We start from the raw sequence: 24,549 nt of genomic DNA, 5'->3' as shown, positions 1-24,549 counted from the left end.
GCTATTTCAGCAGTCCGTTGACTTCGCCGTAGGTCAGCGCCTTCAGGTCGTGGGTGTCGAGCTTGCCGCTGGCGAGGAAGCTTTTCACCAGCGAACCCATCGCGCCGTAGAGGAACTCGGCGATCCCGGACCCGGCGCTCAAGCGCCGCACGCCCAGAGCTTGCAGCTCGGTCGGCGAGGGCAGGCAGGCGAAGCCGAGCACGTTCACCGGCAGTGACGTGCCCTTGCAGATTGCCTCGATTTCATAAGCGGCGGTCACGCCAGCGGCAAACAAGCCATCGGCCCCGGCGGCCTGGTACAACGCTGAACGGTGCAGGGTTTCGGCGACGCGATCCTCGGCCGGTACCAGGCCCTTGAGGTAGACGTCAGTGCGCGCGTTGATGAACAGCTTCACACCACGCTTCTGAGCGACTTGCCGCGCCACTTCAATCTTGCGCGCCAACAGCTCCGGGGCGCCGCTGCCGTCCTCGATATTGATCCCGACCGCACCGGCGGCGAGCACCGCGTCGACCACTTCGGCCACACGGCCAAGGTCATCCGAATAACCCGCCTCGATGTCCACGCTCAGCGGCACCTGGATCACCCGCGCGATGGATTCCACGGTTGAAATCAGCCGTTCGAGGGGCAAGGTGTTGCCGTCTGGATAGCCATGCGCCCAAGCGACTGCCGCGCTGCTGGTGGCGACCGCTTGCCCACCCGCGTGCTCGACCAGCCGCGCGCCGGTGGCGTCGGCGACGTTGGTCAGGATCAGCAGACCTTCCTGGTGTAACTGGTGAAACCGAGTGTCGAGCGCGTTCATCGAAATCCCTTTTTGTGAGTGGTGCAAAGCGTCAGAAAGCCAGTGGTTGCGTGAGCTGCACCGCAGCGTTTTCCAGCCTCAGCAAAAACGCCTTGCGCGGCTGTCCACCACCATAGCCGGTCAGCGAACCGTCCGCACCGATCACCCGATGGCACGGGACCACGATCGACAGCCGATTGTGTCCATTGGCCAAGCCTACCGCGCGACTGGCGCCGGGTTTGCCCAGGCGTGAGGCGATGGCGCCGTAGGTGCTGGTCTGGCCATAAGGAATTTGCAGCAGTTGCTCCCAGACTTGCTGGTCGAACGCGCTGCCGGGCAGATGCAGCGGGACGCTGAATGCACTGCGCGTCCCGGCAAAATATTCGTTGAGTTGCTCTTCGATCTGCCGCAAAGGCGCGTTGTGTCCCGGGGCGACCACGTAGCCATGACGGCTTTGCAGCTCTTCGACTTCGCGGGTCAGAGCCGGGCGATCGAGAAACTCCAGCAACACCAGTCCGCGACGTTCGGCCATGGCGATCATCGGCCCCAGCGGCGTGGTCAGGCGGGTGAACAACAGTGGTTCACTGTTGGCCGCGCGGCCCGGGGTGATGTGGAACGACTTCTGGAACGCATCGCGAAAACCGCTGAGCGATTCATAGCCTGAGTCGAACGCCGCATGGTCAATCGAGGTGCCTTGGCGAATCCCGCCCAGCGCCATACCGAGCCGGCGCGTGCGCAGCCACGAATGAAAGGTCATGCCGAAATGCTGCTTGAACCAGCGCCGCAGCTTCAGCGGTTCGATGCCTTCGGCCAGCAGTTGCGCATCGCTCCAGCGCATTTCCGGGTCGGCATCGACGGCGGTGAGCAGGCGCTGCACCCAGTCGGGGGCGATGGCTGCGGCGTCCAGCGGCTTGCAGCGCAGGCAGGCGCGATAACCGGCGCTCAAGCACTCATCGGCATGGGCGAAGAATTCGACGTTCTCCGGTTTCGGCTTGCGCGCCGTGCAGCTGGGGCGGCAGAAGATCCCGGTGGTTTTCACGGCCGTGAAGAACACCCCTTCGTAGGCGGTGTCGCGTTCGAGCATGGCGCGAACCATCTCGGCGTGGGGCGGCAGGAGTGCGGTTTGTATGTTCATGGGCAGAGCTTAAATCCAGGATTTCGATGGCTCCACCGAAAAATCGACAGTGAATTTTTTCGATTCTGCACCACAATCAGCGGATCGCCGATTCGCTGGAGCCAACCATGCCACCGTTCATCATTCAACACATCGATCACATCGTCCTGCGTGTCGCCGATCTGCAACGCAGTATCGAGTTCTACCGCCAGGTCTTCGGCGCCGAGGTGGTCAGGCACAACGAACCATTGGGTCTGGTGCACCTGCGCGCCGGCACCTCGATGATGGACCTCGTCGACTTGCAAGGCGAACTTGGCAAAAGGGGCGGCGGGGCGGCCGGTGCCGAGCGGCGCAACGTCGATCACTTCTGCCTGCGCATCGAGCCGTTCGATGAGCCGGCGCTGATCGAACACTTGCAGTCCTGCGGCCTGAGCGTCGAAAAAGCTGCCAGACGCTTCGGCGCCGAGGGCTACGGCCTGTCGTTGTATTGCTTCGACCCGGACGGCAATCAGGTCGAACTCAAAGGGCCGTCCGAAACTTAAGCCCGTTTCGCCAGCAACAACACCGAAGCCGCCGCCGACAACAGCCCTGCGCAGCAACGGTTGAAGATCCGTTTGCCGCGCGGCTCGGCGAACCAGCGGCGCATGTGCAGGCCCATCCACGCGTAGGCGCCGATGGCAATCCATTCCAGCAGCAGAAACAGCGCGCCGAGCACGGCGAATTGCGCCGGCACCGGGCGGCTCGGATCAACGAATTGCGGCAGAAACGCGGTGAACAACAGGATCGCCTTCGGATTGCCCGCCGCCACCAGAAACTCCTGACGTGCCAGCCGCCAGAACCCCACCGACGCTCCGTCCATCTGCTGCTCAGCCTCGGGGTTGGCCCGCCACAGTTGCCAGGCCAGGTACAGCAAGTACGCCGCGCCAATGATCTTGATCGCATGGAACAGCCATTCCGAGGTCTGCAGCACCACCGACAGCCCCGCGCCGGCGAGGGCGTTCATTGCGGCGAATGCAACGATTCGCCCGATACCGGCGGCGCAGGCCCGACGATAACCGTAGCGGGTGGCATTGCTCACCGACAGCAGGTTGTTCGGGCCGGGGGCCATGTTCAGGGCGAAACAGGCCGGGAGAAACAGCGAGAGCGTGGCGAGATCCATGGGCTTGGGCTCCGGAAACGATGGTGCTTTTTTAGCACAGGCTGCGGGCGCCTTGACCCGTACAGTCACGCGGTGCTGTCGCGGTACAGCATCAGCAGCCCGACCATCGAGTCGAACTTTTCCGGTTGGCCGAAACTCTCAAAGGTCTGAAGGCGCTGGTTTCGTCAGAAAAATCTGTGCGCCAAGTCAGAAAAAGGCGTTTGCCGTGTAATATCCGTCCAAAGCTGCAAACACCCTGCCGGCCCCGAAGCGGCCCCACCAAGAGCGATCTACATGCAAGCAAAGGCCCGTGAAGTTTATGTGCCACCGGTGCTGCAAGATCTGCGAGCCGGCACTGCCGAACTGCACATCGCACTGGAAAAACGTCTTCCTTTTTTCTCCGATACCCTCGATTCCAACGCTTTTTTGCGGCTGATGCAGGCCTACTACGGCTTTTATCGGCCGATGGAAAGCGCATTGCTCGACAGTGGCGTGATCCCGGTCGATTTCGATCTTGCGCCACGTCTCAAGGCGCCGACCCTGTTCAATGATCTGAGGGCCCAGGGTCTGTCGGTCGAGGCTATCGCCCGTTTGCCGCTGTGTCAGGCGCTGCCCGCGATCGACTCCAGCGCTGCCTGTCTGGGAGTGACGTACGTGCTGGAAGGGGCAACCCTCGGCGGGCAGATCCTGCGCCGCGAAATCGCCTCGAGGTTGAGCCTGAACGCCGACAATGGCGCGGCGTTCCTCGACATTTATGGCGCCGCCACCGGCCGCCGCTGGCGCGCTTTCATTGAATACCTGGGCAGTCGATCGCTGGATGCGAGCGAACGTGAAGCCGTGGTTGCGGCGGCCCGAACCACATTCAGTTGTTTCGAGCGCTGGCTCGAAAGCCGGGAGGTACTGGCATGAACCCGCGAGACCAAGAAGCCTTTGAAGAATTGCTGGCCAACTGTGCCGACGAACCGATCCGCTTTCCCGGGGCAATCCAGCCCCATGGCCTGTTGCTGACCCTGAGTGAGCCGGCGCTGGAGATCATTCAGATCAGCGCCAATGTCGAGACCCTGCTGGCACGCCCGGCGCAGGAACTGATCGGCCAGCCGCTGCACGAATTGCTGGGTGAGACGCACGCGGCGGCCGTGCGCGAGGCGTTGCAACAACCGGTATTTGCCGATGCCGCACCGCTGCACTTTCGCCTCAACGGCACCGCGTTCGAAGGTCTGCTGCACCGGCATCAAGGCGTGTTGATTCTGGAACTGGAAATCCACGTTGAAAACTTCCAGCCGCGTAACGTCGCCGGCAACCAGACCCATCTGGGGCGCATGCTCCAGCGCTTGCAAGCGGCCACTTCGCTGCAGGCCCTGTACGACATTAGCGTCAAGGAAATCCAGGCGATGACCGGTTACGACCGGGTGCTGATCTACCGCTTCGAGGAGGAGGGCCACGGTCAGGTGATCGCCGAGGCGTCCGATCCGTCGATGGAAGTGTTCAACGGCCTGTTTTTCCCGGCCTCGGACATCCCCGAGCAGGCGCGCGAGCTGTACCGCACCAACTGGCTGCGGATCATCCCGAATGCCGATTACCAGCCGGTGCCGCTGGTGCCCAAGTTGCGCCCGGACACCCAGACCCCGCTGGACCTGAGTTTTGCCACTCTGCGTAGCGTCTCGCCGATTCATTGCCAGTACATGAAGAACATGGGCGTGCTGTCGTCGATGAGCATCTCGCTGCTCAAGGGCGACAAACTCTGGGGCCTGATCAGCTGCGGCAACCGCCAGCCGTTGCATGTTCCGCACGAACTGCGCAGCGCGTGCCAGACCATCGGTCAGGTGCTGTCGCTGCAGATCAGCGCGATGGAGGCGCTGGAGATCAGCCGCCAGCGCGAAGAGAAAGTCGAGGCGCTGGCGCTGCTCAATCAAGCCATGATCGACTCGCCGGAAAACGTCTTCGATGGTCTGGCGCAGCAACCGCAAGTGCTGATGGCGCTGGCCGGGGCCGGGGGCATTGCGATCATCGAAGACAAGCAGTTGCACCGTTATGGCAACTGCCCGGAGCCGGAAGACATTCGCGCCTTGCACAAGTGGTTGCAGGAAACCGGTGAGCCGGTGTTCGCCAGCCATCATCTGGCGAGCGTCTATCCGCCGGCTGCGCAGTTTCAGCAAGTGGCCAGCGGCGTGCTTGCCATGAGCCTGCCCAAGCCGGTGGACAACGGGGTGATGTGGTTCCGTCCCGAGGTCAAGGAAAACATCAACTGGAGCGGCGACCCGCGCAAACCGCTGGATCTGGAAAATTCCGACGCCGGCCTGCGTCTGCGTCCGCGTACTTCGTTCGAAATCTGGAAAGTCGAGATGGCTGGAATCTCCACCAAATGGAGTCACGGTGATCTGTTTGCGGCCAATGACCTGCGCCGTTCGGCACTGGAAAACGACCTCGCCCGTCAGGTGCGCCGTGAGCAGGAGGCGGTGCGCGCCCGTGATGAACTGGTAGCGGTGGTGTCCCACGACTTGCGCAACCCGATGACCGTGATTTCCATGCTCTGCGGCATGATGCAGAAGACCTTCAGTTCCGACGGCCCGCACACCTCGCGGCGCATCTCCACGGCTATCGACACCATGCAGCAGGCAGCTGGGCGGATGAACACGCTACTGGAAGATCTGCTCGACACCTCGAAGATCGACGCCGGGCGCTACACCATCGCCCCGCAGACCCTGGATGTCGGGCAGATGTTCGAGGAAACCCAGTCGCTGCTCGGGCCACTGGCGATGGACAAGGACATCAATATCTCGTTCGAGGCCGATCCCGACCTGAAAATCCACGCCGACCCGGAGCGCCTGTTTCAGGTGCTGTCGAACCTGATCGGCAACGCGATCAAGTTCACCCCGCGCAAAGGTTCGGTGGGCGTGTTGGCCAAGTCTGACGGCAAAGAGATCGTGTTTACCGTGCGCGATACCGGCGAAGGCATTCCCAAGGAAAACCTGGCGCGGGTGTTCGACCGTTACTGGACGGTGAAGGAGGGCAACCCGACCGGAACCGGACTGGGCTTGTACATCACGCAGGGGATTGTTGAAGCCCATGGCGGGCGCATCGAGGCCAGCAGTGAGCCGGGTGAGGGCACGGAGTTTCGGTTTACCGTGCCGGCGATGCTCTCCGGGGAATGAAGAAATCCGTGCCACGTTAAGCGGGGCACGGATTTTGGGTGGTTAGCCCAGATCGCTCAACGACATGAACACGTGTTTCGGCATCGGTACAAATCGATTGTTGCGCAGTTGGCTGATCGCATACACCGCGCTGGCGGTACGACCATTGCCGTCGCCGAAGCCTTGAAAACCGGCGATGGCCGCCAGCAAGTGTTTGTCGACGTGCTCATGGGCGGCATCGAGCTTTTTCAGATGTTGTTCCAGCGCAGCAAAACCGCTGATGCTGCCGCCATATCTTGTTGGCTGTCCTGCCCCGCGCACAGAATCCGCCAGTTGAGGAACCAGTCGTGCGTGGATCTCTTTGACCACGGTCGCATCGGTGAGCGATTTATTGTTGCTCGTATACTCGCGCAGGATCGCGACAATGTGCTCCAGTTCGTTGTCGGAGGACGAACCCTTGACCATCCAGGCTCCGGCTCTCTGAGCATTGTTGGTGAAACCCTGCGGGTTGAACGCCGATTCCGGCATCACATCGTTGTAGGGTGGCTTGCCCAGATCCAGCTTCAAGACATTTTGCTGATGATTCTTCAGATAGAGGACTTTCTTTGCTTCAAGCTCGGCGGTGGATCCAAGTATTTCCGAAAAGTCACCAGCGTTTGTAGTGAACTTCGTGCCGTTGAACCGGGGGCCTCTGCTTTTGGTGAAGCTAATCAGTACGTCGTTCGCAGCGGCATGACCTATTAACGATTCCAGTTGCTGGAATCCTTTTGAGGATTGAGTCGCTTCCCTCGTTGCAGCGTTGAACAGATGCTGCAGTTCTGTCGCATTGCCGCCCTTGGGTATGGAAACAACGTCCTGGCTCAGGCGTGTGACGAGCTGTTCGACTGTTTCGAGTGCATCATCCTTGAACAATGCCCGTGCATGCGCCAGCGTCGGCAACGTCATGCGAATCTCCGCTGCAACTCCGGTCTTGCTCAGGGCCTTGACCAGGTCGTACGAGCCGCTGCTGGTACTGCTCAGCGCTCGGAGTTGTCCGGCTCCGGCCCGGATGACGGTATGGCCGAAATGGCTGAGTTTCATCACGCCTTTGCCGACCAGTCTGGCGCCACCGTAAACCAGCTTCGGAACGCCATCGAGCGGATTGAACACCGACAGCGCTACGCTTGCGCCGACCTTGCTCAGGCTTAACAGTCTTGTACTGCTGCCCAGCGCCTTGCCGAACGGCCCCAGGGCTCCGGCAAAGACGAAGAGGATCGCGGTCAGGTCCATCACACAACTGAATATGGCGCCGCTGCGAAGATCCGGGTCACTGGAGGACAGGCCCCTGATGCATTGGCGGAACGGGATGACGACGTCGAGAATGGTTTCGGTGATGTTGTCCCAGTCATCAAGATTCTTCTCCAGGGCGGTTTTGTCGTAACTGATTGCATAAAACTGATCGTAATGGGTCGGCGGATTATGTTCGGCAATGATTTCGCCGATCTTGTTGAAACGTTCCGAGTTGAAACTGTGCATAGGGCTACGCGTAAAGGGTAGCGAGTCGTCAGGCTCATCGAATTCGGCAAAGCGTTCGAGAATGATGCCCGGCCTGTCTCGCAGCTCCTCGCCCAAGGGGGCCTGGCCTTCGAAGTAGGCGGTTTTTTCGATTCGCGTATGAAGATACGTCAGCGACTTGAAGTCGTTGTCGCCGTTCGGCCCTTCGGTAAACCATCCGATCTCATCGAGTGTCTGGCCGCGGACGTAGGCCTCAGCAAGAGCCGGATTATTGCGGCAAATGCCTTGCAGGGGGAATATCTCAAAACAGTAAAACTGCAATCCATACTTGCAAAACAGCAGGGTGCCGAAGCGCGCTGTTTTACGTGGATCAAAAGGCACAAAGCTGCTGTTTATCGGGGTTTGTATGGAGAATTCGCGAACGATGAATATGGCTGCCTTGCCAAATTCAAGTGCCATCCGTTCTTCCTGTGGCAGTCGTGAAAGTGTCAGGCGCATAGTGGTGTTGATGGCCGCTTTGTATTGCTTGAAGTATTCTTTTACTTTTGCCTTGTAAAGGTCATTGATTGGTTCGAGTCTCAGCAGATCCGGATGTGCCTTGTAGATACTTGTGCCGGATTGCCTGTCATAGTCCTTTTTGAACAACAGGTTGCGCGTCATATAAACATCAAGTACGGAATGATAGTTGCGTTTGAATCCGTATTCGACCGGCAACGATATTTCTGTCGTCGGATCGCAATCAATGTCGTACAGCTCGGCTTTCGCCAGCTTGCGCCGACTGACCGGTGGGGTGGCGAGCGTTGTCAGTGCGGCGCTGATCGCGTCGAGGTGGGCGTTGTATTGGCTGGCTGCCTGCTTGAACAGTTCCTGGGTTGGCAGTTCATTGGCATTTTCCGGTTCCAGGCCATTCAGCATCGACCAGTCCATGATGCCTTGCAGGTTCGCCCAGTCATGCAGGGTCTGCTGTTGCGCACTGGTGGGCAAAATCGCGCCCAATTCAAGCAACTTGTCATAGGACATCTGACTGGACAGGCCCGGCGCGACGCTCTCGGCCAGACTTACCGATTTGCGCAGAATTACCCAACCAGGCGTGCCGATCTGCAGAGTTGCGGGTGTCCTGACCAGGAACTCAGGTGCAAGTCCGGCGAGGATCAGTTCCAGCGTCATGGGAACTGCATATTCCTTGATACGTCGGCGTCCGAGTGCCTGTTCCAGTGCCAGGTTGACCTCATGGGAGGTAGCCTGCACGTAACCTGGGTTATAGATATTCTGCTCGATGAAGTTCTGGTTCTTGTCTTCGCGACCCAACGACAAATCCAGCATGACCGCTGCGACCAGCAGGCGACTGCGCTGCGCTGCGCTGTGCTCAGCACAGTCGCATTGGCCATGGACGGTCCATTCAACGCTTCAAGGCAGGACTGGACGAAAGCTTTGGCTTCTTCGGTCTCGATCAGCAGTGCCCAGGCGCGACGCGGGTATTCACGCAGGGCTGTCGGCGTCTCTTTCTTGAGCAGTGCGCCCGCCAGATAATTGATCAGCGGTTCCGCGCGCGGCTCGCCCTTGTCCATCAACTTATGGATGACCTGGTAGATAGCCGATTGCTGATCTTCGTCGATGCACAGCTCTGTTGCGCCGGTTTCGTTCGATATCCCCCAGTAGTTGCCATGCGTGGGCGGCAGCGGCAACGTCAGTTCGAGCCAGGCAATCAGGTTTTGCAACTGGTCTGCGGTCTCGGGCAGGCTCAGTTGCTGGAACTGCAGCCAGTTGAGCAAGGGCAGACGGTCGCTTGAAGACACGATGCCGCCTGTCATGACTGCACTGCTGGCCAGCAGTTGCAGGTCGGCTTTCAACGAATCAATGTCGTTGATCTGCTGGGTGATATCAATGCGCTCGATAAACGTCCCGACAGTTGTTTCGATTTCATGGACTTGAAAGATTTCGCCCTTTTTATTGACCAGTGTCCAGTTGTCATCATTGATTTCTAACGTATCGACGATTGCAACGAATTGTGGCTGACGTACCAGTTGGCGCAGGACGATGTGTGCCGAAAAATGCGCTTGATTGAATAGACTTCCCTCAAGAGTCGATATGCACAGTTGTTTGTTATTAACACGGTTGGTGGGGTAGGTATAGTTGTCGCTGGCCTTGGCCTTTTCCCACTTTTCGAGCATGGCTCTCATTGTCTGCGCAATATCACGTCGCTCAAGTTGCTCACTTGATAGAGGTGCTGGGGTAAAAAGATTGGTTGAAGTCGTCATTGGGTGTCAGTCCATCCATGGCTATATAGGTGGGTCAATAAACGGGTAACGCGAAGATTTGTTTTCGCGTGGCGACTATATCGGCGCAACCAGGGTTTGTTTTGCAGTATTGGTTTCAACGTATGTTTCGTGTCGGTCGATACGAGGGCAATTTTGTTCAATACAGCAGGCCGTGCCTTAGTTAGCCTGAGTCTCTTTCTCCCCACTCTGCAGCAGGTGCGTAATGAGTCTGATTGTGTCGATGGCGGCGTTTGCGCTGGTGGCGTCCATAACCCCGGGGCCGGTGAATATAGTGGCGCTGAGTTCCGGTGCGCAGTTCGGCTTTCGGGCCAGTCAGCGGCACGTGGCAGGAGCGACGCTGGGTTTTGTGCTGTTGCTGGTGCTGATGGGCCTGGGGCTGCATGAGGTCCTGAAACTGTGGCCATTTCTGACCCGGGTGGTGCAATTGGCCGGGGTGGCGTTTCTGTTGTTCATGGCCTGGAAACTGGCTGCCGATGACGGCCAGTTGCATGCCGGCGAGGCGGGTCGGGCGCCGTCGATGTTGTACGGCGCGGTGATGCAATGGCTCAACCCGAAAGCCTGGCTGGCGTGTGTGGCAGGGATGGGCGCGTTTGTCGCCGATGGCGAGGCACGGCTGGTCTGGCAGTTCGCCGCGGTGTATCTGGTGATCTGTTATCTGTCGGTCGGTTGCTGGGTCTATGCCGGGACGTTTCTGCGTGGGTATCTGGGCAATCCGAAGGGGATGCGCCTGTTCAATCGGTTGATGGCCTTGTTGCTGGCGGCGAGCGCGGGTTATCTGCTGTTGCCGTGAGCCCGGCGCCAGGATCAGCCGCGATATTGGCCGGGTGTCGCCGCCAGATGCTGTTTGAATGCGCGCTGAAAATGCGCCTGATCGGCAAACCCTGCTTCCAGCGCGACATCGGCAATCAACTGGCCGCTGCGCAGGCGTTCGCGGGCGAACTGGATGCGCTGGTTGACCACAAAGGCATGCGGAGTCATGCCGTAATGCTGCTTGAACGCACGGATCAGATACGACGGTGACAACTGCGCCGCCGTGCAGATGTCCTCCAGGCTGAGCAGGTCAGTGCAGTGTTCGCGGATGAAGTCGGCGGCGCGTTCGAGCTTGAAATTCGGCTCGCGTAACGGTGGTTCAGCCGGGTTCAGGCGTAGTTGCAGATCGCTGAAAAACTCCACCGCTGCGCTGTGTTTGCGCAGTACGTCCTGCTGCTCGTCGACCAGTGTGGCGTAAAGCCCTTGCAGGTCACGAAACAGTCGCGGGTCATCCAGATGAGTAGTGGAAAACCGCCGAAACTCAAGCTCGGCACTGAACCCCAGTTGATGCTGCAGATCTGTCAGCCACGGCGTCTCGACATACAGCATCAGGTACGACCACGGCTGATCATCGAGCGGGTTGCAGGCATGCACGTCGCCGGGATTCATCAGCACCACGGTGCCGGCGGCGACTTCGAACGTCGATTGCTCATGCACATAAATGCTCCGCCCGGCGGTGATCGCACCAATCGAAAAATGCGCATGGGAATGGCGTGAGTAGCAGACCTCACGGCCATCGGCGATGGCCCGCGCTTCGATGAAGGGCAAGGCATCGTCGCGCCAGAAGCGAGGGGCTTTTTCAGGATTTTTGGCGGCAGCGTGTTTCATCGTTATGGTTCCCGGCGGGCCAGACACCGGAGTGTATTAGCTCTGGCCGGCGAAGGCCCGCTCCAGTTCGGCGATGTCGAGTTTTTTCATCTTGAACATGGCCTGCATTGCCCGTTGCGACTTGCTGGTGTCGGGGTCCAGCATCATGTGCATGAACGCCACCGGCACGATCTGCCACGACACCCCGAACTTGTCCTTGAGCCAGCCGCATTGCTGGGCCTCGACCGGGCCGCCTGCCGACAGGTTGCCCCAGAAGTGGTCGACCTCTTCCTGATTCTGGCAATTGACCTGAAACGAAATGGCCTCACTGAACTTGAACATCGGCCCGCCGTTGAGGCCGGTGAAGGTCTGGCCGTCGAGTTCGAAACTGACGGTCATCACCGCGCCTTCCGGCTTGCCGTGAAATTCCTGGCCGACCTTGCTGTAGTGGGTCAGGCCGGTGATTTTCGAATGATCGAAGATCGAGCAATAGAACTTCGCGGCGGCTTCGGCCTGATCATCGAACCACAGGCACGGTGTGAGTTTTTGAAAGCGTTGCATGGCAGTCATCCTCGGCAGGTTAGACACGCAGGATTTACAGCGTAGTCAGTCCTTGGTCGAATGGCGCTGCCGTAGATCGACAAGTGCGGCGCTTGCTGACAAACCCTGTAGGAGTGAGCCTGCTCGCGAAAGCGTCGGCACATGCGGCAACGAGCCTGTCAGACACTCCGCATTCGCGAGCAAGCTCGCTCCCACAAGGGGTTCGAGTTGCCCCGGTCAGCGCCGTTCGGCGATCAGCAACAGCGACTGTGGCACCGGGCTTTGCGGATGCTGCGGCTCTTGCAGGCTGACCAGTCGAAACCCGGCCATGTCCAGCGCGTTGCACCAGCTCGACAGCGTGCGGAAATACCATGGCATCGGCTGCCACTGGCCCTTGAACCCGGCGAAGGACTCTTCACGCCAGCCATCCTGATAATCGCCCGCCGCCACGGCCCACGGATGCAGGGTCTGAATGATCATGGCGCCGCCCGGAACCAGCAACGCATGCATTGCGGCGAGCAATGGAATGATGTCCTGATGCAGCAGCGAGAAGTTGGCGCAGATCAAATCGTAGTCACGGCCAATATCAATTTCGGTGTCGACCAATGCCGCATAACTGGCCACATGTACCTTGGCCGAACCGGCCTCGCGTGCAGCCTCGATCAATGTCGCATCGCCATCGACGCCCGCCGCATCGGTACCGCGATCCGCCAGCGCCCGCAACATCCAGCCTTCGCCGCAACCCAGATCCAGCACGCGTCCCGGTTGGCGGCCCATGATCGCCAGCAGGATCGCCTGATCGGTGACCTGCTGACGGCTTTCGATGGCACCGCTGCGGATCGCGTCGATCCAGGCATCAGCGTTGGTGTGCCAGCTTTGCAACAAGATGGATTCGTGGGAGGGCATGGAGCGGTCTCCGGTAAAGGCCGATAGTGGGCGTTCACTTGTACGGCTGCTATGTTCAATGGCTTAACAGAGTCTGGCAGAGGATAGACACCATGAACCCATTAACTGGCGGTTGCCTGTGCGGCGATGTGCGTTTCGAAGCATCGGGCCAACCTTACCGCGTCGGCATCTGCCACTGCCTCGATTGCCGCAAACACCACGGCGCGTTGTTTCATGCCTCGGCGATATTTCCCGAGAATGCGGTGACCGTCAGCGGCAAGACCGGCGAGTATCAAGGGCGAGTGTTCTGTCCGCGCTGTGGTTCGCCGGTACTGGCGCGTTCGGGGGATGAAATTGAAGTGAATGTCGGCTCGCTGGACGCGCCGAACCAGCTCAAGCCGACTTATGAGCTGTGGACTGTGCGGCGCGAGTCATGGTTGCCGGCGCTGCCACTGGCGCACCACTACGAACGTGATCGCGAACGCACGGGGCGCACCGAGGAATAGCAAAAAGTCCGGGCAAGCCCGAGTCCCCTGGTGGGAGCGGGCTTGCTCGCGAAAGCGGTGGTTCAGCCAACTCGATATCGACAGACCGATTGCCTTCGCGAGCAACCCGCTCCCACAGGATTTGTGTTGGATAGATAGAATTGTTTGCACCACCGACCTTGGTGGGAGCGAGCTTGCTCGCGAAAGCGGTGGTTCAGTCAACCTGATATCGACAGACAGATAGCCTTCGCGAGCAAGCCCGTTCCTTCAGTGGAGTCAGCTGACTTCGGTTATCTCAGCCGCGAATAAATGCCAGCAAATCGGCATTGATCGTCGCCGCCTCAGTCGTCGGCATCCCGTGCGGAAACCCCGGATATGACTTCAGCGTGCCATTTGGCAGCAGTTTCGCCGACAAAGGCCCCGAGTTCGCATACGGTACGATCTGATCGTCCTCGCCATGCATCACCAGCACCGGCACGGTGACTTTCTTCAGGTCTTCAGTGAAATCGGTCTGCGAGAACGCAACGATCCCGTCGTAATGCGCCTTGGCGCCGCCGATCATGCCCTGACGCCACCAGTTGCCGATGATCCCCTCAGACGGCTTGGCCCCGGGGCGGTTATAGCCATAAAACGGCCCGCTGGGGATATCGCGGTAGAACTGCGCACGATTGTCCGCCAGTTGCGCCTGAAAATCGTCGAACACCGATTTCGGCAAGCCACCCGGATTGCTTTCGGTCTGCACCATCAACGGTGGCACCGCGCTGATCAACACGCCTTTGGCGACGTTGTCCTGACCATGACGGGCGATGTAGTGGATGACCTCGCCGCCGCCGGTGGAGTGGCCGACATGCACCACGTTCTTCACCCCCAGGTGCTGAACCACCGCCAGCGCATCGTCGGCGTAATGGTCCATGTCATGGCCGTCCCAGACCTGACTCGACCTTCCGTGCCCCCGGCGGTCATGGGCGATCACTCGAAAACCCTGGCCCAGGAAGAACAGCATCTGCGCATCCCAGTCATCCGAGCTGAGCGGCCAGCCGTGGTGGAAGTGGATCACCGGGGCGTCCTTCGGGCCCCAGTCCTTGTAGAAAATATCGACGCCGTCTTTGGTGGTGACAAATCCCATGTTCGCGACTCCTGAGCATTGTGATGGGTTACCGCGCTCGTCGCAGACCGGTCGTGAGGGTTCGGATAAGCGCCGTTATCAGCCAGAGGATTAAAGTCGACATTTTTGCGATAGGGCATGACCGGTGGTCGCCACGTCTGGCTTCACGCGCAAATTAGGCTTTGCTGAAAGGGATAAGCCGAGGCGCGCACAGGCTTCGATGGCCGTAACGACGCCCCTTCAGAACACCGTGAGTCTGAGGAAAATCCCCGATGCTGACCTTGAATATCAATGGCAAGGATCAGGAGCTCGATGTGCCGGCCGACATGCCGTTGCTCTGGGTCCTGCGTGACGTTGCGCACCTGACCGGTACCAAATTCGGCTGTGGCATGGCCCAGTGCGGCGCCTGCACCGTACACGTCGATGGCGCACCATTGCGTGCCTGTATCACGCCCGCCACCGCGGTGGCCAACGGGCAGAAAATTCTCACCATCGAAGGCCTTTCGACCGATGGCTCGCACCCGGTGCAGCAGGCCTGGGCCGAACTTGATGTGGTGCAGTGCGGCTACTGCCAGTCGGGGCAGATCATGTCTGCCGCCGCGCTGCTGGCGAAAATCCCCAAGCCCACCGACAGCGATATCGATCAGACGCTCTCCGGCAATATTTGCCGCTGCGGTACCTATCCGCGAATCCGCGCGGCTGTGAAACGTGCGGCCGAGATCGGCTGATTGGGAGACAGACGATGAACAGTCCTGTATCGCGTCGCGGATTTCTCAAGGGCAGTGCCGTGCTGGGGGGCGGTCTGGTGGTGGCGTTCGTCGTGCCTGGTGCCCATCGTTTTGCTCTGGCGGCGGAGAATGAAGGCAAGGTCTTCGCGCCGAATGCGTTTTTGCGCATTGCCGCCGACAACAGCGTGACGGTGTTGCTCGGGCACTCGGAAATGGGTCAGGGCATCTGGACCGGTCTGACCATGCTGATCGCCGAAGAACTGGACGCCGACTGGTCGACGATCCGCGTCGAACACTCGCCGGCCTCGGCGGCCAATTACGGCATGCCCGCGTTTGGCGGGATGCAGATTACTGGGGGCTCGACCTCGACCTGGATGGAGTTCGACCGTTACCGGCTGGCCGGGGCCACGGCGCGGCAGATGCTGGTGGAAGCGGCGGCCAAGCGCTTCAACGTCGCTGCGTCGACGATTCGCACCGAGTCCGGCGTAGTGATCGCCGGCGATAAACGCGCGACGTACGGCGAACTGGCGGACGCCGCCGGGCAACTGCCAGTGCCGGATCCAAAGTCGATCACCTTCAAGGAGGCCAAAGACTGGAAGGTCATCGGCAAGCCGACCAAGCGTCTCGACACCCCGGAGAAAATCACCGGCCGCGCCAAGTTCGGCATGGACGTGCAGTTCGACGGTTTGATGACGGCGATGGTCGCCCGTGCGCCAGTGTTCGGTGCCACGGTCAAATCCTTCGAGGGCGCCGAGGCGCTGGCGGTGCCCGGCGTGCACAAAGTGGTGCAGGTGCCGACCGGCGTGGCGGTGATTGCCGATCATTACTGGGCGGCGAAACTCGGTCGTGATGCATTGAAAGTCGATTGGGATCTGGGGCCGCATACGGATCTGAGCAGCCAGGGCCTGCTCGACAGCTTCCGCAAGCTGGCGGCGACACCAGGCACTTCCGCCAGTCAGGCTGGGGATCCGAAGGGCAACTTTGACAAGGCGGCGAAGAAAATCGATGTCGAATACAGCGTGCCGTATCTGGCGCATGCACCGATGGAACCGCTGAACTGTACGGTGAAGATCAGCGCCGAGAAATGCGAGATCTGGACCGGCACACAATTCCAGACCCTCGACCAGATGGTCGCCGGCAAGATCACCGGGCTTAAACCGGAACAGGTGGAAATTCATACCGAGTTTCTTGGCGGCGGTTTCGGGCGTCGGGCCAATCCGACCTCGGACTTCGTCGCCGAAGCGGTGCAAGTGGCGAAAGCCGCCGGGCTGCCGGTGAAAACCGTGTGGTCGCGCGAGGATGACATTCGCGGCGGTTATTACCGCTCGATGTTCCTGCATCAGGCACGCATAGGCCTGGACGGGCAGGGCATGCCGCTGAGCTGGCAGCATGTGCTGGTCGGCCAGTCGATCATGGCCGGCACCATGCTCGAACAGACCATGGTCAAGAACGGCATCGACGCGACTTCGGTCGAAGGTGTGGCCGACAGCCCGTATATCAAGGGCCTGGCCCATCAACAGGTCGAGCTGCATTCGCCGCAGACCGGAATCAATGTGCTGTGGCTGCGTTCGGTGGGGCACAGCCACACCGCGTTCGTCATGGAGTCGCTGATCGATGAGATGGCCACGGCGGCGGGCAAGGACCCGATCGAATATCGACGCACCTTGCTCAAGGACCATGCGCGGCATCTCGGGGTGCTGAATCTGGCGGTGGAGAAGGCCAACTGGACAGCGCCGTTGCCTGACGGGCATGCATTGGGCGTGGCGGTACACGAGTCGTTCGGCAGTTATGTGGCGCAGGTGGCCGAGGTCTCGCAGGACAATCTGGCGATTCGCGTGCACCGCGTGGTGTGTGCGGTGGATTGCGGGATAGCGGTCAACCCGCAGAGCATCGCGGCGCAGATGGAATCGTGCATCACCTTTGGCCTGGGCATGGCGCTGCACAGCAAACTGACGCTCAAGGATGGCGCGGTGGTGCAGTCCAATTATCACGACTATCAAGTGCTGCGGCTCAACGAGATGCCGCTGGTCGAGGTGCATATCGTGCCCAGCAGCGACAAACCCGGCGGCATCGGCGAGGCCGGTGTTCCGCCCACCGCGCCGGCGGTGGCCAACGCGGTGTATGCGCTGACCGGGCAACGCCTGCGTGAACTGCCGCTGCAACTGTCGGGGGTGTGAGATGAAACGACATCTGCTGTTGGGCACGGTGATACTGCTGGGGCTGGGCGGCTACGCCTCGGACCTGTTCGCCGATGATCAGGAAGCGCTCAAGGCGTTCGGCACGGTGCAGAAGGTGTTCCAGAGCCCGCGCTGCCAGAACTGCCACATCCCCGGCGACTCGCCGCTGCAGTTCGATGCGGGCAAACCACACGCGATGAATGTGGTGCGTGGCATGGACGGCAAGGGCGCCGCCGGTTTGCCCTGCGCCACCTGCCACGCCGAGAGCAATCCGCCGGCCAGTTATGGCCCGCATGCACCTCCGGGAGCGCCGCACTGGAGCTTGCCTCCGGCGGCGCACAAGATGGCGTGGATCGGCCTGCCGCCGGACAAGTTGTGCGCAATGATCAAGGATCGTTCGAGCAATGGCGACCGTGATTTCGCCGCGCTGATCAAACATGTCAGCGACGACAAACTGGTGTTGTGGGGATGGAATCCCGGGGCAGGGCGCACGCCGGTACCGGTACCGCATGACATTTTTGTGGCCCAGTTCAAGCTTTGGGCCGATGCTGGCGGGCCATGTCCGGTGGCGGGCGGTTGAGTGTGTGAGTCGCTGGCGAATCAAGCTACTCTAACGGTCATTGACCCTGATGGAGTGCGTGATGCTGGCCCCGATCAAACCCGCCAATGAAGCCACCCGAATTCAAGCGCTGCACGGCTTGAAGGTTCTTGATTCGGCGCCGGAGGAGCGTTTTGACCGGCTCACGCGGCTGGCCAAACGCCTGTTCAACGTGCCGATTGCGCTGGTGACGCTGGTGGACAAGGATCGGCAGTGGTTCAAGTCGTGCGTCGGCCTCGAGGTCAACGAAACCCCGCGTGATGTGTCGTTCTGTGGGCACGCGATTCTTCAGGACGAATTGCTGCTGGTGCCTGATGCCAAGCAGGACAAGCGCTTTCATGACAATCCGCTGGTCACCGGCGAGCCGAAGATTCGTTTCTACGCGGGCTACCCGCTGACCGTGCCCAACGGCAACAAAATGGGCACGTTGTGCCTGATCGACACCCAGCCGCGTGAACTCGACGACGAGGAGCGTGCCCTGTTGCGCGATCTCGCCGGCATGGCCGAGCAAGAGTTGATGGCGGTGCAGATGGCAAGCATGGACGAGCTGACGCTGCTGTCCAACCGCCGCGGCTTCAAGACCCTGGCCCAGCATGCGCTGGACGCCTGCAAACACCGGGACAAACCGGCGACGCTGCTGTTTTTCGATCTCAATGACTTCAAACAGATCAACGATCGTTACGGCCATGCTGAGGGCGACAGTGCGCTGAAGACCTTTGCCGATGTGCTGCGCATCGCTTTTCGCGAGAGCGATGTGGTCGGGCGCCTGGGCGGTGACGAGTTCGTGGCGCTGCTGACCGGCTCCAGTCACGTCGAAACCACAGCGATCATGGCCCGGCTCAAGGAAATCCTCGACGAACGCAATGCGATGTTGCAGCGCGGCTACGAGATTCGCTTCAGCGTCGGCCAGATCGAATACGATCCGCAACGCCATGAAACGGTGGATCGACTGCTGGCCGATGCCGACGAGGCGATGTATGCGCACAAGCAGGCGTTGAAACGGCGCTGATTCAGGCCTCATCGCTGGCAAGCCAGCTCCCACAGTTTTATCGGGTGCCCACAAAATCCAGATACACCGCAGAACCCTGTGGGAGCGGGCTTGCTCGCGAAAGCGTCCGCTCAGGCGATATCCATGTTGAATGTGCCAGCCTCTTCGTGAGCAAGCCCACTCCCACAGGTTTGTCGGCTGCCCACAAAATCCAGATACACCGCAGAACCCTGTGGGAGCGGGCTTGCTCGCGAAAGCGTCCGCTCAGGCGATATCCATGTCGAATGTGCCGGCCTCTTCGTGAGCAAGCCCACTCCCACAGGTTTATCCGCTGCCCACAAAGTTCAGGCGCATCGCAAAACAGTGTGGGAGCGAGCTTGCTCGCGAAAGCGTCCGGTCAGGCGATATCCATGTCGAATATGCCGGCCTCTTCGTGAGCAAGCCCACTCCCACAGGTTTATCGGGTGCTCACAAAATCCAGATACACCGCAGAACCCTGTGGGAGCGAGCTTGCTCGCGAAAACGTCCGGTCAGGCGATATCCATGTTGAATGTGCCAGCCTCTTCGTGAGCAAGCCCACTCCCACAGGTTTATCGGCTGCCCACAAAATCCAGATACACCGCAGAACCCTGTGGGAGCGGGCTTGCTCGCGAAAGCGTCCGCTCAGGCGATATCCATGTTGAGCCAGCCTCTTCGTGAGCAAGCTCACTCCCACAGGTTTGTCGGCTGCCCACAAAATCCAGATACACCGCAGAACCCTGTGGGAGCGGGCTTGCTCGCGAAAGCGTCCGGTCAGGCGATATCCATGTTGAATCTGCCGGCCTCTTCGTGAGCAAGCCCACTCCCACAGGTTTATCCGCTGTTCACGAAATTCAGGCTCACTCCTACAGGGGATTTGGGTTGTTGAAGACATTGCAGGCACAAAAAAACCCGCCGATTGGCGGGTTTTTTATCGGCAGAACGAAGATTACTCTTCGATGTTGCCCATGGCGGTGGTGTTGAAGCCGCCGTCCACGTACATGATTTCACCGCTGATGCCCGACGCCAGGTCGGAGCACAGGAAGGCGCCGGCGTTGCCGACTTCTTCGATGGTGACGTTGCGGCGCAGTGGGGTTTGCGCTTCGTTGGCGGCCAGCATCTTGCGGAAGTTCTTGATGCCCGAGGCTGCCAGGGTACGGATCGGGCCGGCCGATACGCAGTTGACGCGGGTGCCGTCCGGGCCCAGGGAGCCGGCCAGGTAACGCACGCCAGCTTCCAGCGAAGCCTTGGCCATGCCCATCACGTTGTAGTTCGGCATGGTGCGCTCGGCGCCCAGATACGACAGGGTCAGCAGGCTGCCGTTGCGGCCTTTCATCATTTCGCGGCCAGCCTTGGCCAGGGCCACGAAGCTGTAGGCGCTGATGTCGTGAGCGATGCGGAAACCTTCACGGGTGGTGGCTTCGGTGAAGTCGCCGTCCAGTTGGTCGCCCGGGGCGAAGCCGACGGAGTGCACGATGCAGTCCAGGCCGTCCCACTTCTTGCTCAGTTCTTCGAAGACCTTGGCGATTTCTTCATCGCTGGCCACGTCGCACGGGAAGCACAGCTCAGGGCTCGAACCCCAGCCTTGAGCGAATTCCTCAACACGACCTTTCAGTTTGTCGTTCTGATAAGTGAAGGCAAGCTCAGCGCCCTCGCGATGCATGGCGGCAGCGATGCCGGATGCGATGGACAGCTTGCTGGCGACACCGACGATCAGTACGCGCTTACCGGCGAGAAAACCCATGTGTTGCTCCTCTTTCAGGTTATTGCGCAGTGGCTGGTGCCAAAAAAGCGGCTTCCAGCAACTGCTGTGTATACGGATGTTTGGGGGCGGCAAAAATATCTTGCGCGTCTCCCTGTTCGACCACTTGGCCATGCTTGACCACCATCAGCTGGTGGCTCAGCGCTTTGACGACAGCCAGGTCATGGCTGATGAACAAATACGTCAGGTTGTACTTGGCTTGCAGTGAACGCAACAGCTCCACCACTTGCCGCTGCACCGTGCGGTCGAGCGCGGAAGTCGGCTCGTCCAGCAGGATCAGCGCCGGTTTCAGCACCAAAGCCCGGGCAATGGCGATACGTTGCCGTTGCCCACCGGAAAATTCGTGAGGGTAGCGGTGCCGGGTTTCCGGATCCAGACCTACCTCCTTCAATGCCGCAATAATCGCCGCTTCCTGCTCGGCGGCGGTGCCCATCTTGTGAATCCGCAGGCCTTCGCCAACGATGTCGCTGACGCACATCCGCGGGCTCAGGCTGCCGAACGGATCCTGAAACACCACCTGCATCTCCCGACGTAACGGGCGAACCTCGTTCTGCGTCAGGCAGTCTAGCTGTTTGCCCTCAAAGCGAATCGCGCCTTTGCTGCCGATCAGCCGCAAAATTGCCAGACCGAGGGTGGATTTGCCGGAACCGCTTTCCCCCACGATCCCCAGCGTCTGTCCCTGAGGCAGGCTGAAATTGATGCCGTCCACTGCCTTGACGTAATCCACCGTGCGCTTGAGCAGGCCTTTCTTGATCGGGAACCAGACTTTGAGGTTCTCGACTTCGAGCAGTGGCGCCCCGATTTTATTGGTCGCCGGGCCTCCGCTGGGCTCCGCGCCGAGCAATTCCCGAGTGTACGGATGCTGCGGCGAACGGAACAGCTCTGCGCACGATGCCTGTTCGACGATGCAACCGCGCTGCATGACACATACGCGATGCGCAATTCTTCGCACCAGGTTCAAATCGTGACTGATCAGTAGCAGCGACATGCCCAATCGAGCCTGAAGTTCCTTGAGCAAATCGAGGATTTTCAGCTGAACGGTCACGTCCAGTGCGGTGGTCGGTTCGTCGGCGATCAGCAGTTCCGGCTCGTTGGCCAACGCCATGGCGATCATCACCCGCTGGCGCTGGCCGCCGGACAATTCGTGGGGCAGGGCCTTGAGGCGTTTGTGCGGCTCGGGAATGCCGACCATCTCCAGCAGCTCCAAAGTGCGCTTGGTCGCGACTTTGCCGCTCAGACCCTTGTGGATGCCGAGGATCTCGTTGATCTGCTTCTCGATCGAGTGCAGCGGGTTGAGCGAGGTCATCGGCTCCTGAAAGATCATCGCGATGCGGTTGCCACGAATATGCCGGATGGTCTTTTCGCTCAGCCCCAGCAGATTCTGCCCGGCATAGTTGATGCTGCCGGCTGGATGGCGGGCCAGCGGGTAGGGCAGCAGGCGCAGGATTGAATGCGCCGTCACCGATTTGCCCGAGCCGGACTCGCCGACCAGGGCCAGGGTTTCGCCGCGTTTGATGTCGAAGCTCACGCCCTCGACCACCCGGTGCAGCCGCTCGTTGAAGCCGAACTCGACGGCGAGGTCGCGCACTTCGATCAGATTGTCCTGATTCATTTCACTTCCTCGGGTCGAAGGCATCGCGAGCGGACTCGCCGATAAACACCAGCAAACTCAACATCAGCGCCAGCACGGCAAACGCGCTAATGCCCAGCCACGGTGCCTGGAGGTTGGATTTGCCCTGGGCCACCAGTTCACCCAGCGACGGACTGCCGGCCGGCAAGCCGAAGCCTAGGAAGTCCAGCGCAGTCAGGGTGCCGATGGCGCCGGTAAGGATGAACGGCATGAAGGTCATGGTCGAGACCATCGCGTTGGGCAGGATGTGGCGGAACATGATTGCGCCGTTCTGCATGCCCAGCGCCCGTGCCGCACGCACGTATTCAAGGTTGCGGCCACGGAGGAACTCGGCGCGCACCACGTCGACCAGGCTCATCCACGAGAACAACAGCATGATCCCCAGCAGCCACCAAAAATTCGGCTGGACGAAACTGGCGAGGATGATCAGCAGGTACAGCACTGGCAAGCCCGACCAGATCTCCAGAAAGCGTTGCCCGGCCAGATCGACCCAGCCGCCATAGAAACCCTGCAGCGCGCCGGCGATCACGCCGATGATCGAGCTGAGCACGGTCAGCGTCAGGGCAAACAGTACGGAAATGCGGAAGCCGTAGATCACCCGTGCCAGCACATCGCGGCCCTGATCGTCGGTACCCAGCAGGTTGTCCGCCGAGGGCGGGGCTGGGGCCGGGACTTTCAGGTCGTAGTTGATGCTCTGGTAGCTGTAGGGGATCGGCGCCCACAACACCCACGCATCCTTGGCCTTGAGCAGTTCGCGGATGTACGGGCTCTTGTAGTTGGCTTCCAGCGGGAATTCGCCGCCGAAGGTGGTTTCCGGGTAGCGCTTGATCGCCGGGAAGTACCAGTGGTTGTCGTAATGCACCACCAGCGGCTTGTCGTTGGCGATCAGCTCGGCACCGAGGCTCAGGCCGAACAGAATCAGAAACAGCCACAGCGACCACCAGCCACGCTTGTTGGCCTTGAACAGTTCGAAGCGGCGGCGATTGAGAGGGGACAGGTTCATCTCAATGCTCCCGGCTGGCGAAGTCGATGCGCGGATCGACCAGAGTGTAGGTGAGGTCGCCGATCAGTTTCACCACCAGGCCGAGCAGGGTGAAGATGAACAGGGTGCCGAACACCACCGGGTAATCGCGGTTGATCGCCGCTTCGAAACTCATCAGGCCGAGGCCGTCGAGGGAGAAAATCACTTCCACCAGCAACGAGCCAGTGAAGAAGATGCCGATGAACGCCGACGGAAACCCGGCAATCACCAGCAGCATGGCGTTGCGGAACACGTGGCCGTAGAGCACGCGATTGCGCGTCAGGCCCTTGGCCTTGGCGGTGACCACGTACTGCTTGTTGATCTCGTCGAGGAAGCTGTTTTTGGTCAGCAGGGTCATGGTCGCGAAGTTGCCGATCACCAGCGCGGTCACCGGCAGCGCGAGGTGCCAGAAGTAGTCGAGGATCTTGCCGCCGAGGCTCAGCTCATCGAAGTTGTTCGAGGTCAGCCCGCGTAGCGGGAACCAGTCCAGATAGCTGCCGCCGGCAAACACCACGATCAGCAGAATCGCAAACAGGAACGCCGGAATCGCATAGCCGATGATGATCGCCGAACTGGTCCACACGTCGAAGTGGCTGCCGTGCCGCGTGGCCTTGGCGATCCCCAGCGGGATCGACACCAGGTACATGATCAGCGTGCTCCACAGCCCGAGCGAGATCGATACCGGCATCTTTTCCTTGATCAGGTCGATGACCTTGGCGTCGCGGAAAAAACTGTCGCCGAAATCCAGCTTCGCGTAGTTCTTGACCATGATCCACAGACGTTCCGGGGCCGATTTGTCGAACCCGTACATGTGCTCGATTTCCTTGATCAGTGCCGGGTCCAGACCTTGCGCGCCACGATAGGCGGAGCCGGCCACCGAGACCTCGGCACCGCCACCGGCGATGCGGCTGGTGGCGCCTTCGAAGCCTTCGAGCTTGGCGATCATCTGCTCCACCGGGCCGCCGGGCGCGGCCTGGATGATCACAAAGTTGATCAGCAGGATGCCGAACAGGGTCGGGATGATCAGCAGCAGTCGCCGAAAGATATACGCCAGCATCTGA

The 24,549-nt window shown here is 60.3% G+C and carries 21 protein-coding genes; 9 read left to right on the top strand and 12 right to left on the bottom strand.

The genetic code is table 11. The annotated features are described in order from the left end of the window. Nucleotide 1: 1 nt before the first annotated feature. Nucleotides 2-799, bottom strand: coding sequence for an isocitrate lyase/phosphoenolpyruvate mutase family protein (locus tag J1G18_RS14560; RefSeq protein ID WP_098968263.1), 798 nt, complete (start codon nt 797-799; stop codon nt 2-4). A 31-nt stretch (nt 800-830) separates the two neighbouring features. Then, nucleotides 831-1,913, bottom strand: a complete 1,083-nt coding sequence (locus J1G18_RS14555) for a bifunctional transcriptional activator/DNA repair enzyme AdaA (RefSeq protein ID WP_223007950.1) — start codon at nt 1,911-1,913, stop codon at nt 831-833. Nucleotides 1,914-2,020: 107 nt separating this feature from the next. Between J1G18_RS14555 and J1G18_RS14550 the strand changes: the two genes are divergently transcribed. After that, nucleotides 2,021-2,434, top strand: a complete 414-nt coding sequence (locus J1G18_RS14550; protein ID WP_223007949.1) for a VOC family protein — start codon at nt 2,021-2,023, stop codon at nt 2,432-2,434. Here J1G18_RS14550 and J1G18_RS14545 read toward each other — a convergent pair. Next, nucleotides 2,431-3,051, bottom strand: a complete 621-nt coding sequence (locus J1G18_RS14545) for a LysE family translocator (protein WP_223007948.1) — start codon at nt 3,049-3,051, stop codon at nt 2,431-2,433. The genes J1G18_RS14550 and J1G18_RS14545 overlap by 4 nt on opposite strands. 273 nt (nt 3,052-3,324) lie before the next feature. Between J1G18_RS14545 and J1G18_RS14540 the strand changes: the two genes are divergently transcribed. Together J1G18_RS14540 and J1G18_RS14535 are read left to right on the top strand one after the other, a co-directional pair. Further along, the gene (locus tag J1G18_RS14540; RefSeq protein WP_223007947.1) at nt 3,325-3,939 is read left to right on the top strand and encodes a biliverdin-producing heme oxygenase; all 615 of its coding nucleotides are present in this window, start codon (nt 3,325-3,327) and stop codon (nt 3,937-3,939) included. Then, nucleotides 3,936-6,182 (top strand): ATP-binding protein, encoded by a 2,247-nt coding sequence (locus J1G18_RS14535; protein WP_223007946.1) that lies wholly within the window; start codon nt 3,936-3,938, stop codon nt 6,180-6,182. The genes J1G18_RS14540 and J1G18_RS14535 overlap by 4 nt, the downstream gene beginning before the upstream one ends. Nucleotides 6,183-6,224: 42 nt before the next feature. On the opposite strand, the gene J1G18_RS14530 is transcribed toward J1G18_RS14535, so the two are convergent. Beyond that, nucleotides 6,225-8,978 (bottom strand): hypothetical protein, encoded by a 2,754-nt coding sequence (locus J1G18_RS14530; RefSeq protein WP_223007945.1) that lies wholly within the window; start codon nt 8,976-8,978, stop codon nt 6,225-6,227. Nucleotides 8,979-10,136: 1,158 nt separating this feature from the next. On the opposite strand from J1G18_RS14530, the gene J1G18_RS14525 reads away from it, so the two are divergent. Beyond that, nucleotides 10,137-10,724, top strand: a complete 588-nt coding sequence (locus J1G18_RS14525; protein WP_095139638.1) for a LysE family translocator — start codon at nt 10,137-10,139, stop codon at nt 10,722-10,724. Between the two features lie 14 nt (nt 10,725-10,738). Here the strand turns inward: J1G18_RS14525 and J1G18_RS14520 are convergent, their stop codons facing one another. The 3 genes from J1G18_RS14520 to J1G18_RS14510 form a co-directional block, all read right to left on the bottom strand. Further along, complete coding sequence (locus tag J1G18_RS14520; protein ID WP_098968269.1) at nt 10,739-11,572, bottom strand: AraC family transcriptional regulator; 834 nt, start codon at nt 11,570-11,572, stop codon at nt 10,739-10,741. A gap of 36 nt (nt 11,573-11,608) precedes the next feature. Next, nucleotides 11,609-12,112, bottom strand: coding sequence for a VOC family protein (locus tag J1G18_RS14515; RefSeq protein ID WP_096795948.1), 504 nt, complete (start codon nt 12,110-12,112; stop codon nt 11,609-11,611). A gap of 216 nt (nt 12,113-12,328) precedes the next feature. Continuing rightward, entirely contained in the window at nt 12,329-12,997 is a 669-nt protein-coding gene (locus J1G18_RS14510) for a class I SAM-dependent methyltransferase (protein WP_223007944.1), read from the bottom strand. A gap of 92 nt (nt 12,998-13,089) precedes the next feature. Between J1G18_RS14510 and J1G18_RS14505 the strand changes: the two genes are divergently transcribed. After that, complete coding sequence (locus J1G18_RS14505; RefSeq protein ID WP_134786099.1) at nt 13,090-13,482, top strand: GFA family protein; 393 nt, start codon at nt 13,090-13,092, stop codon at nt 13,480-13,482. 274 nt (nt 13,483-13,756) lie between these two features. Here J1G18_RS14505 and J1G18_RS14500 read toward each other — a convergent pair whose 3' ends face one another. Continuing rightward, nucleotides 13,757-14,587 (bottom strand): alpha/beta fold hydrolase, encoded by an 831-nt coding sequence (locus J1G18_RS14500; protein ID WP_134786101.1) that lies wholly within the window; start codon nt 14,585-14,587, stop codon nt 13,757-13,759. A gap of 251 nt (nt 14,588-14,838) precedes the next feature. Here J1G18_RS14500 and J1G18_RS14495 point away from each other — a divergent pair, with 251 nt between their 5' ends. The 4 genes from J1G18_RS14495 to J1G18_RS14480 all read left to right on the top strand — a co-directional run bounded on the left by J1G18_RS14495 (nt 14,839) and on the right by J1G18_RS14480 (nt 19,078). Next, nucleotides 14,839-15,294, top strand: coding sequence for a (2Fe-2S)-binding protein (locus tag J1G18_RS14495; RefSeq protein ID WP_223007943.1), 456 nt, complete (start codon nt 14,839-14,841; stop codon nt 15,292-15,294). Between the two features lie 14 nt (nt 15,295-15,308). Beyond that, nucleotides 15,309-17,471, top strand: coding sequence for a xanthine dehydrogenase family protein molybdopterin-binding subunit (locus J1G18_RS14490; protein ID WP_223007942.1), 2,163 nt, complete (start codon nt 15,309-15,311; stop codon nt 17,469-17,471). A gap of 1 nt (nt 17,472) precedes the next feature. Further along, complete coding sequence (locus J1G18_RS14485; RefSeq protein ID WP_134786104.1) at nt 17,473-18,051, top strand: hypothetical protein; 579 nt, start codon at nt 17,473-17,475, stop codon at nt 18,049-18,051. Nucleotides 18,052-18,112: 61 nt separating this feature from the next. Next, the gene (locus J1G18_RS14480) at nt 18,113-19,078 is read left to right on the top strand and encodes a sensor domain-containing diguanylate cyclase (protein WP_098968276.1); all 966 of its coding nucleotides are present in this window, start codon (nt 18,113-18,115) and stop codon (nt 19,076-19,078) included. Between the two features lie 946 nt (nt 19,079-20,024). Here J1G18_RS14480 and fabI read toward each other — a convergent pair. Genes fabI through J1G18_RS14460 form a run of 4 tightly spaced genes read right to left on the bottom strand, consistent with a single transcriptional unit; the run spans nt 20,025 to nt 24,545 of the window. Beyond that, on the bottom strand, nt 20,025-20,819 hold the full coding sequence (fabI, locus tag J1G18_RS14475) for an enoyl-ACP reductase FabI (RefSeq protein ID WP_003202751.1): 795 nt from the start codon (nt 20,817-20,819) through the stop codon (nt 20,025-20,027). Nucleotides 20,820-20,838: 19 nt separating this feature from the next. Then, nucleotides 20,839-22,449 carry an ABC transporter ATP-binding protein gene (locus J1G18_RS14470; protein WP_150369592.1) on the bottom strand — a complete coding sequence of 537 codons (1,611 nt, stop codon included), beginning with the start codon at nt 22,447-22,449 and terminating at the stop codon, nt 20,839-20,841. Nucleotide 22,450: 1 nt separating this feature from the next. Further along, on the bottom strand, nt 22,451-23,470 hold the full coding sequence (locus J1G18_RS14465; RefSeq protein ID WP_003224146.1) for an ABC transporter permease: 1,020 nt from the start codon (nt 23,468-23,470) through the stop codon (nt 22,451-22,453). A gap of 1 nt (nt 23,471) precedes the next feature. Further along, complete coding sequence (locus J1G18_RS14460) at nt 23,472-24,545, bottom strand: microcin C ABC transporter permease YejB (RefSeq protein WP_003224148.1); 1,074 nt, start codon at nt 24,543-24,545, stop codon at nt 23,472-23,474. Nucleotides 24,546-24,549: the final 4 nt, after the last annotated feature.

Origin of the sequence: Pseudomonas sp. MIS38 (assembly GCF_019891575.1) — a bacterium.
GTDB lineage: Bacteria > Pseudomonadota > Gammaproteobacteria > Pseudomonadales > Pseudomonadaceae > Aquipseudomonas > Aquipseudomonas putida_A.
The sequence above is the reverse complement of the archived record's forward strand: the minus strand, read 5'-3'. Positions and strand labels throughout refer to the sequence as shown.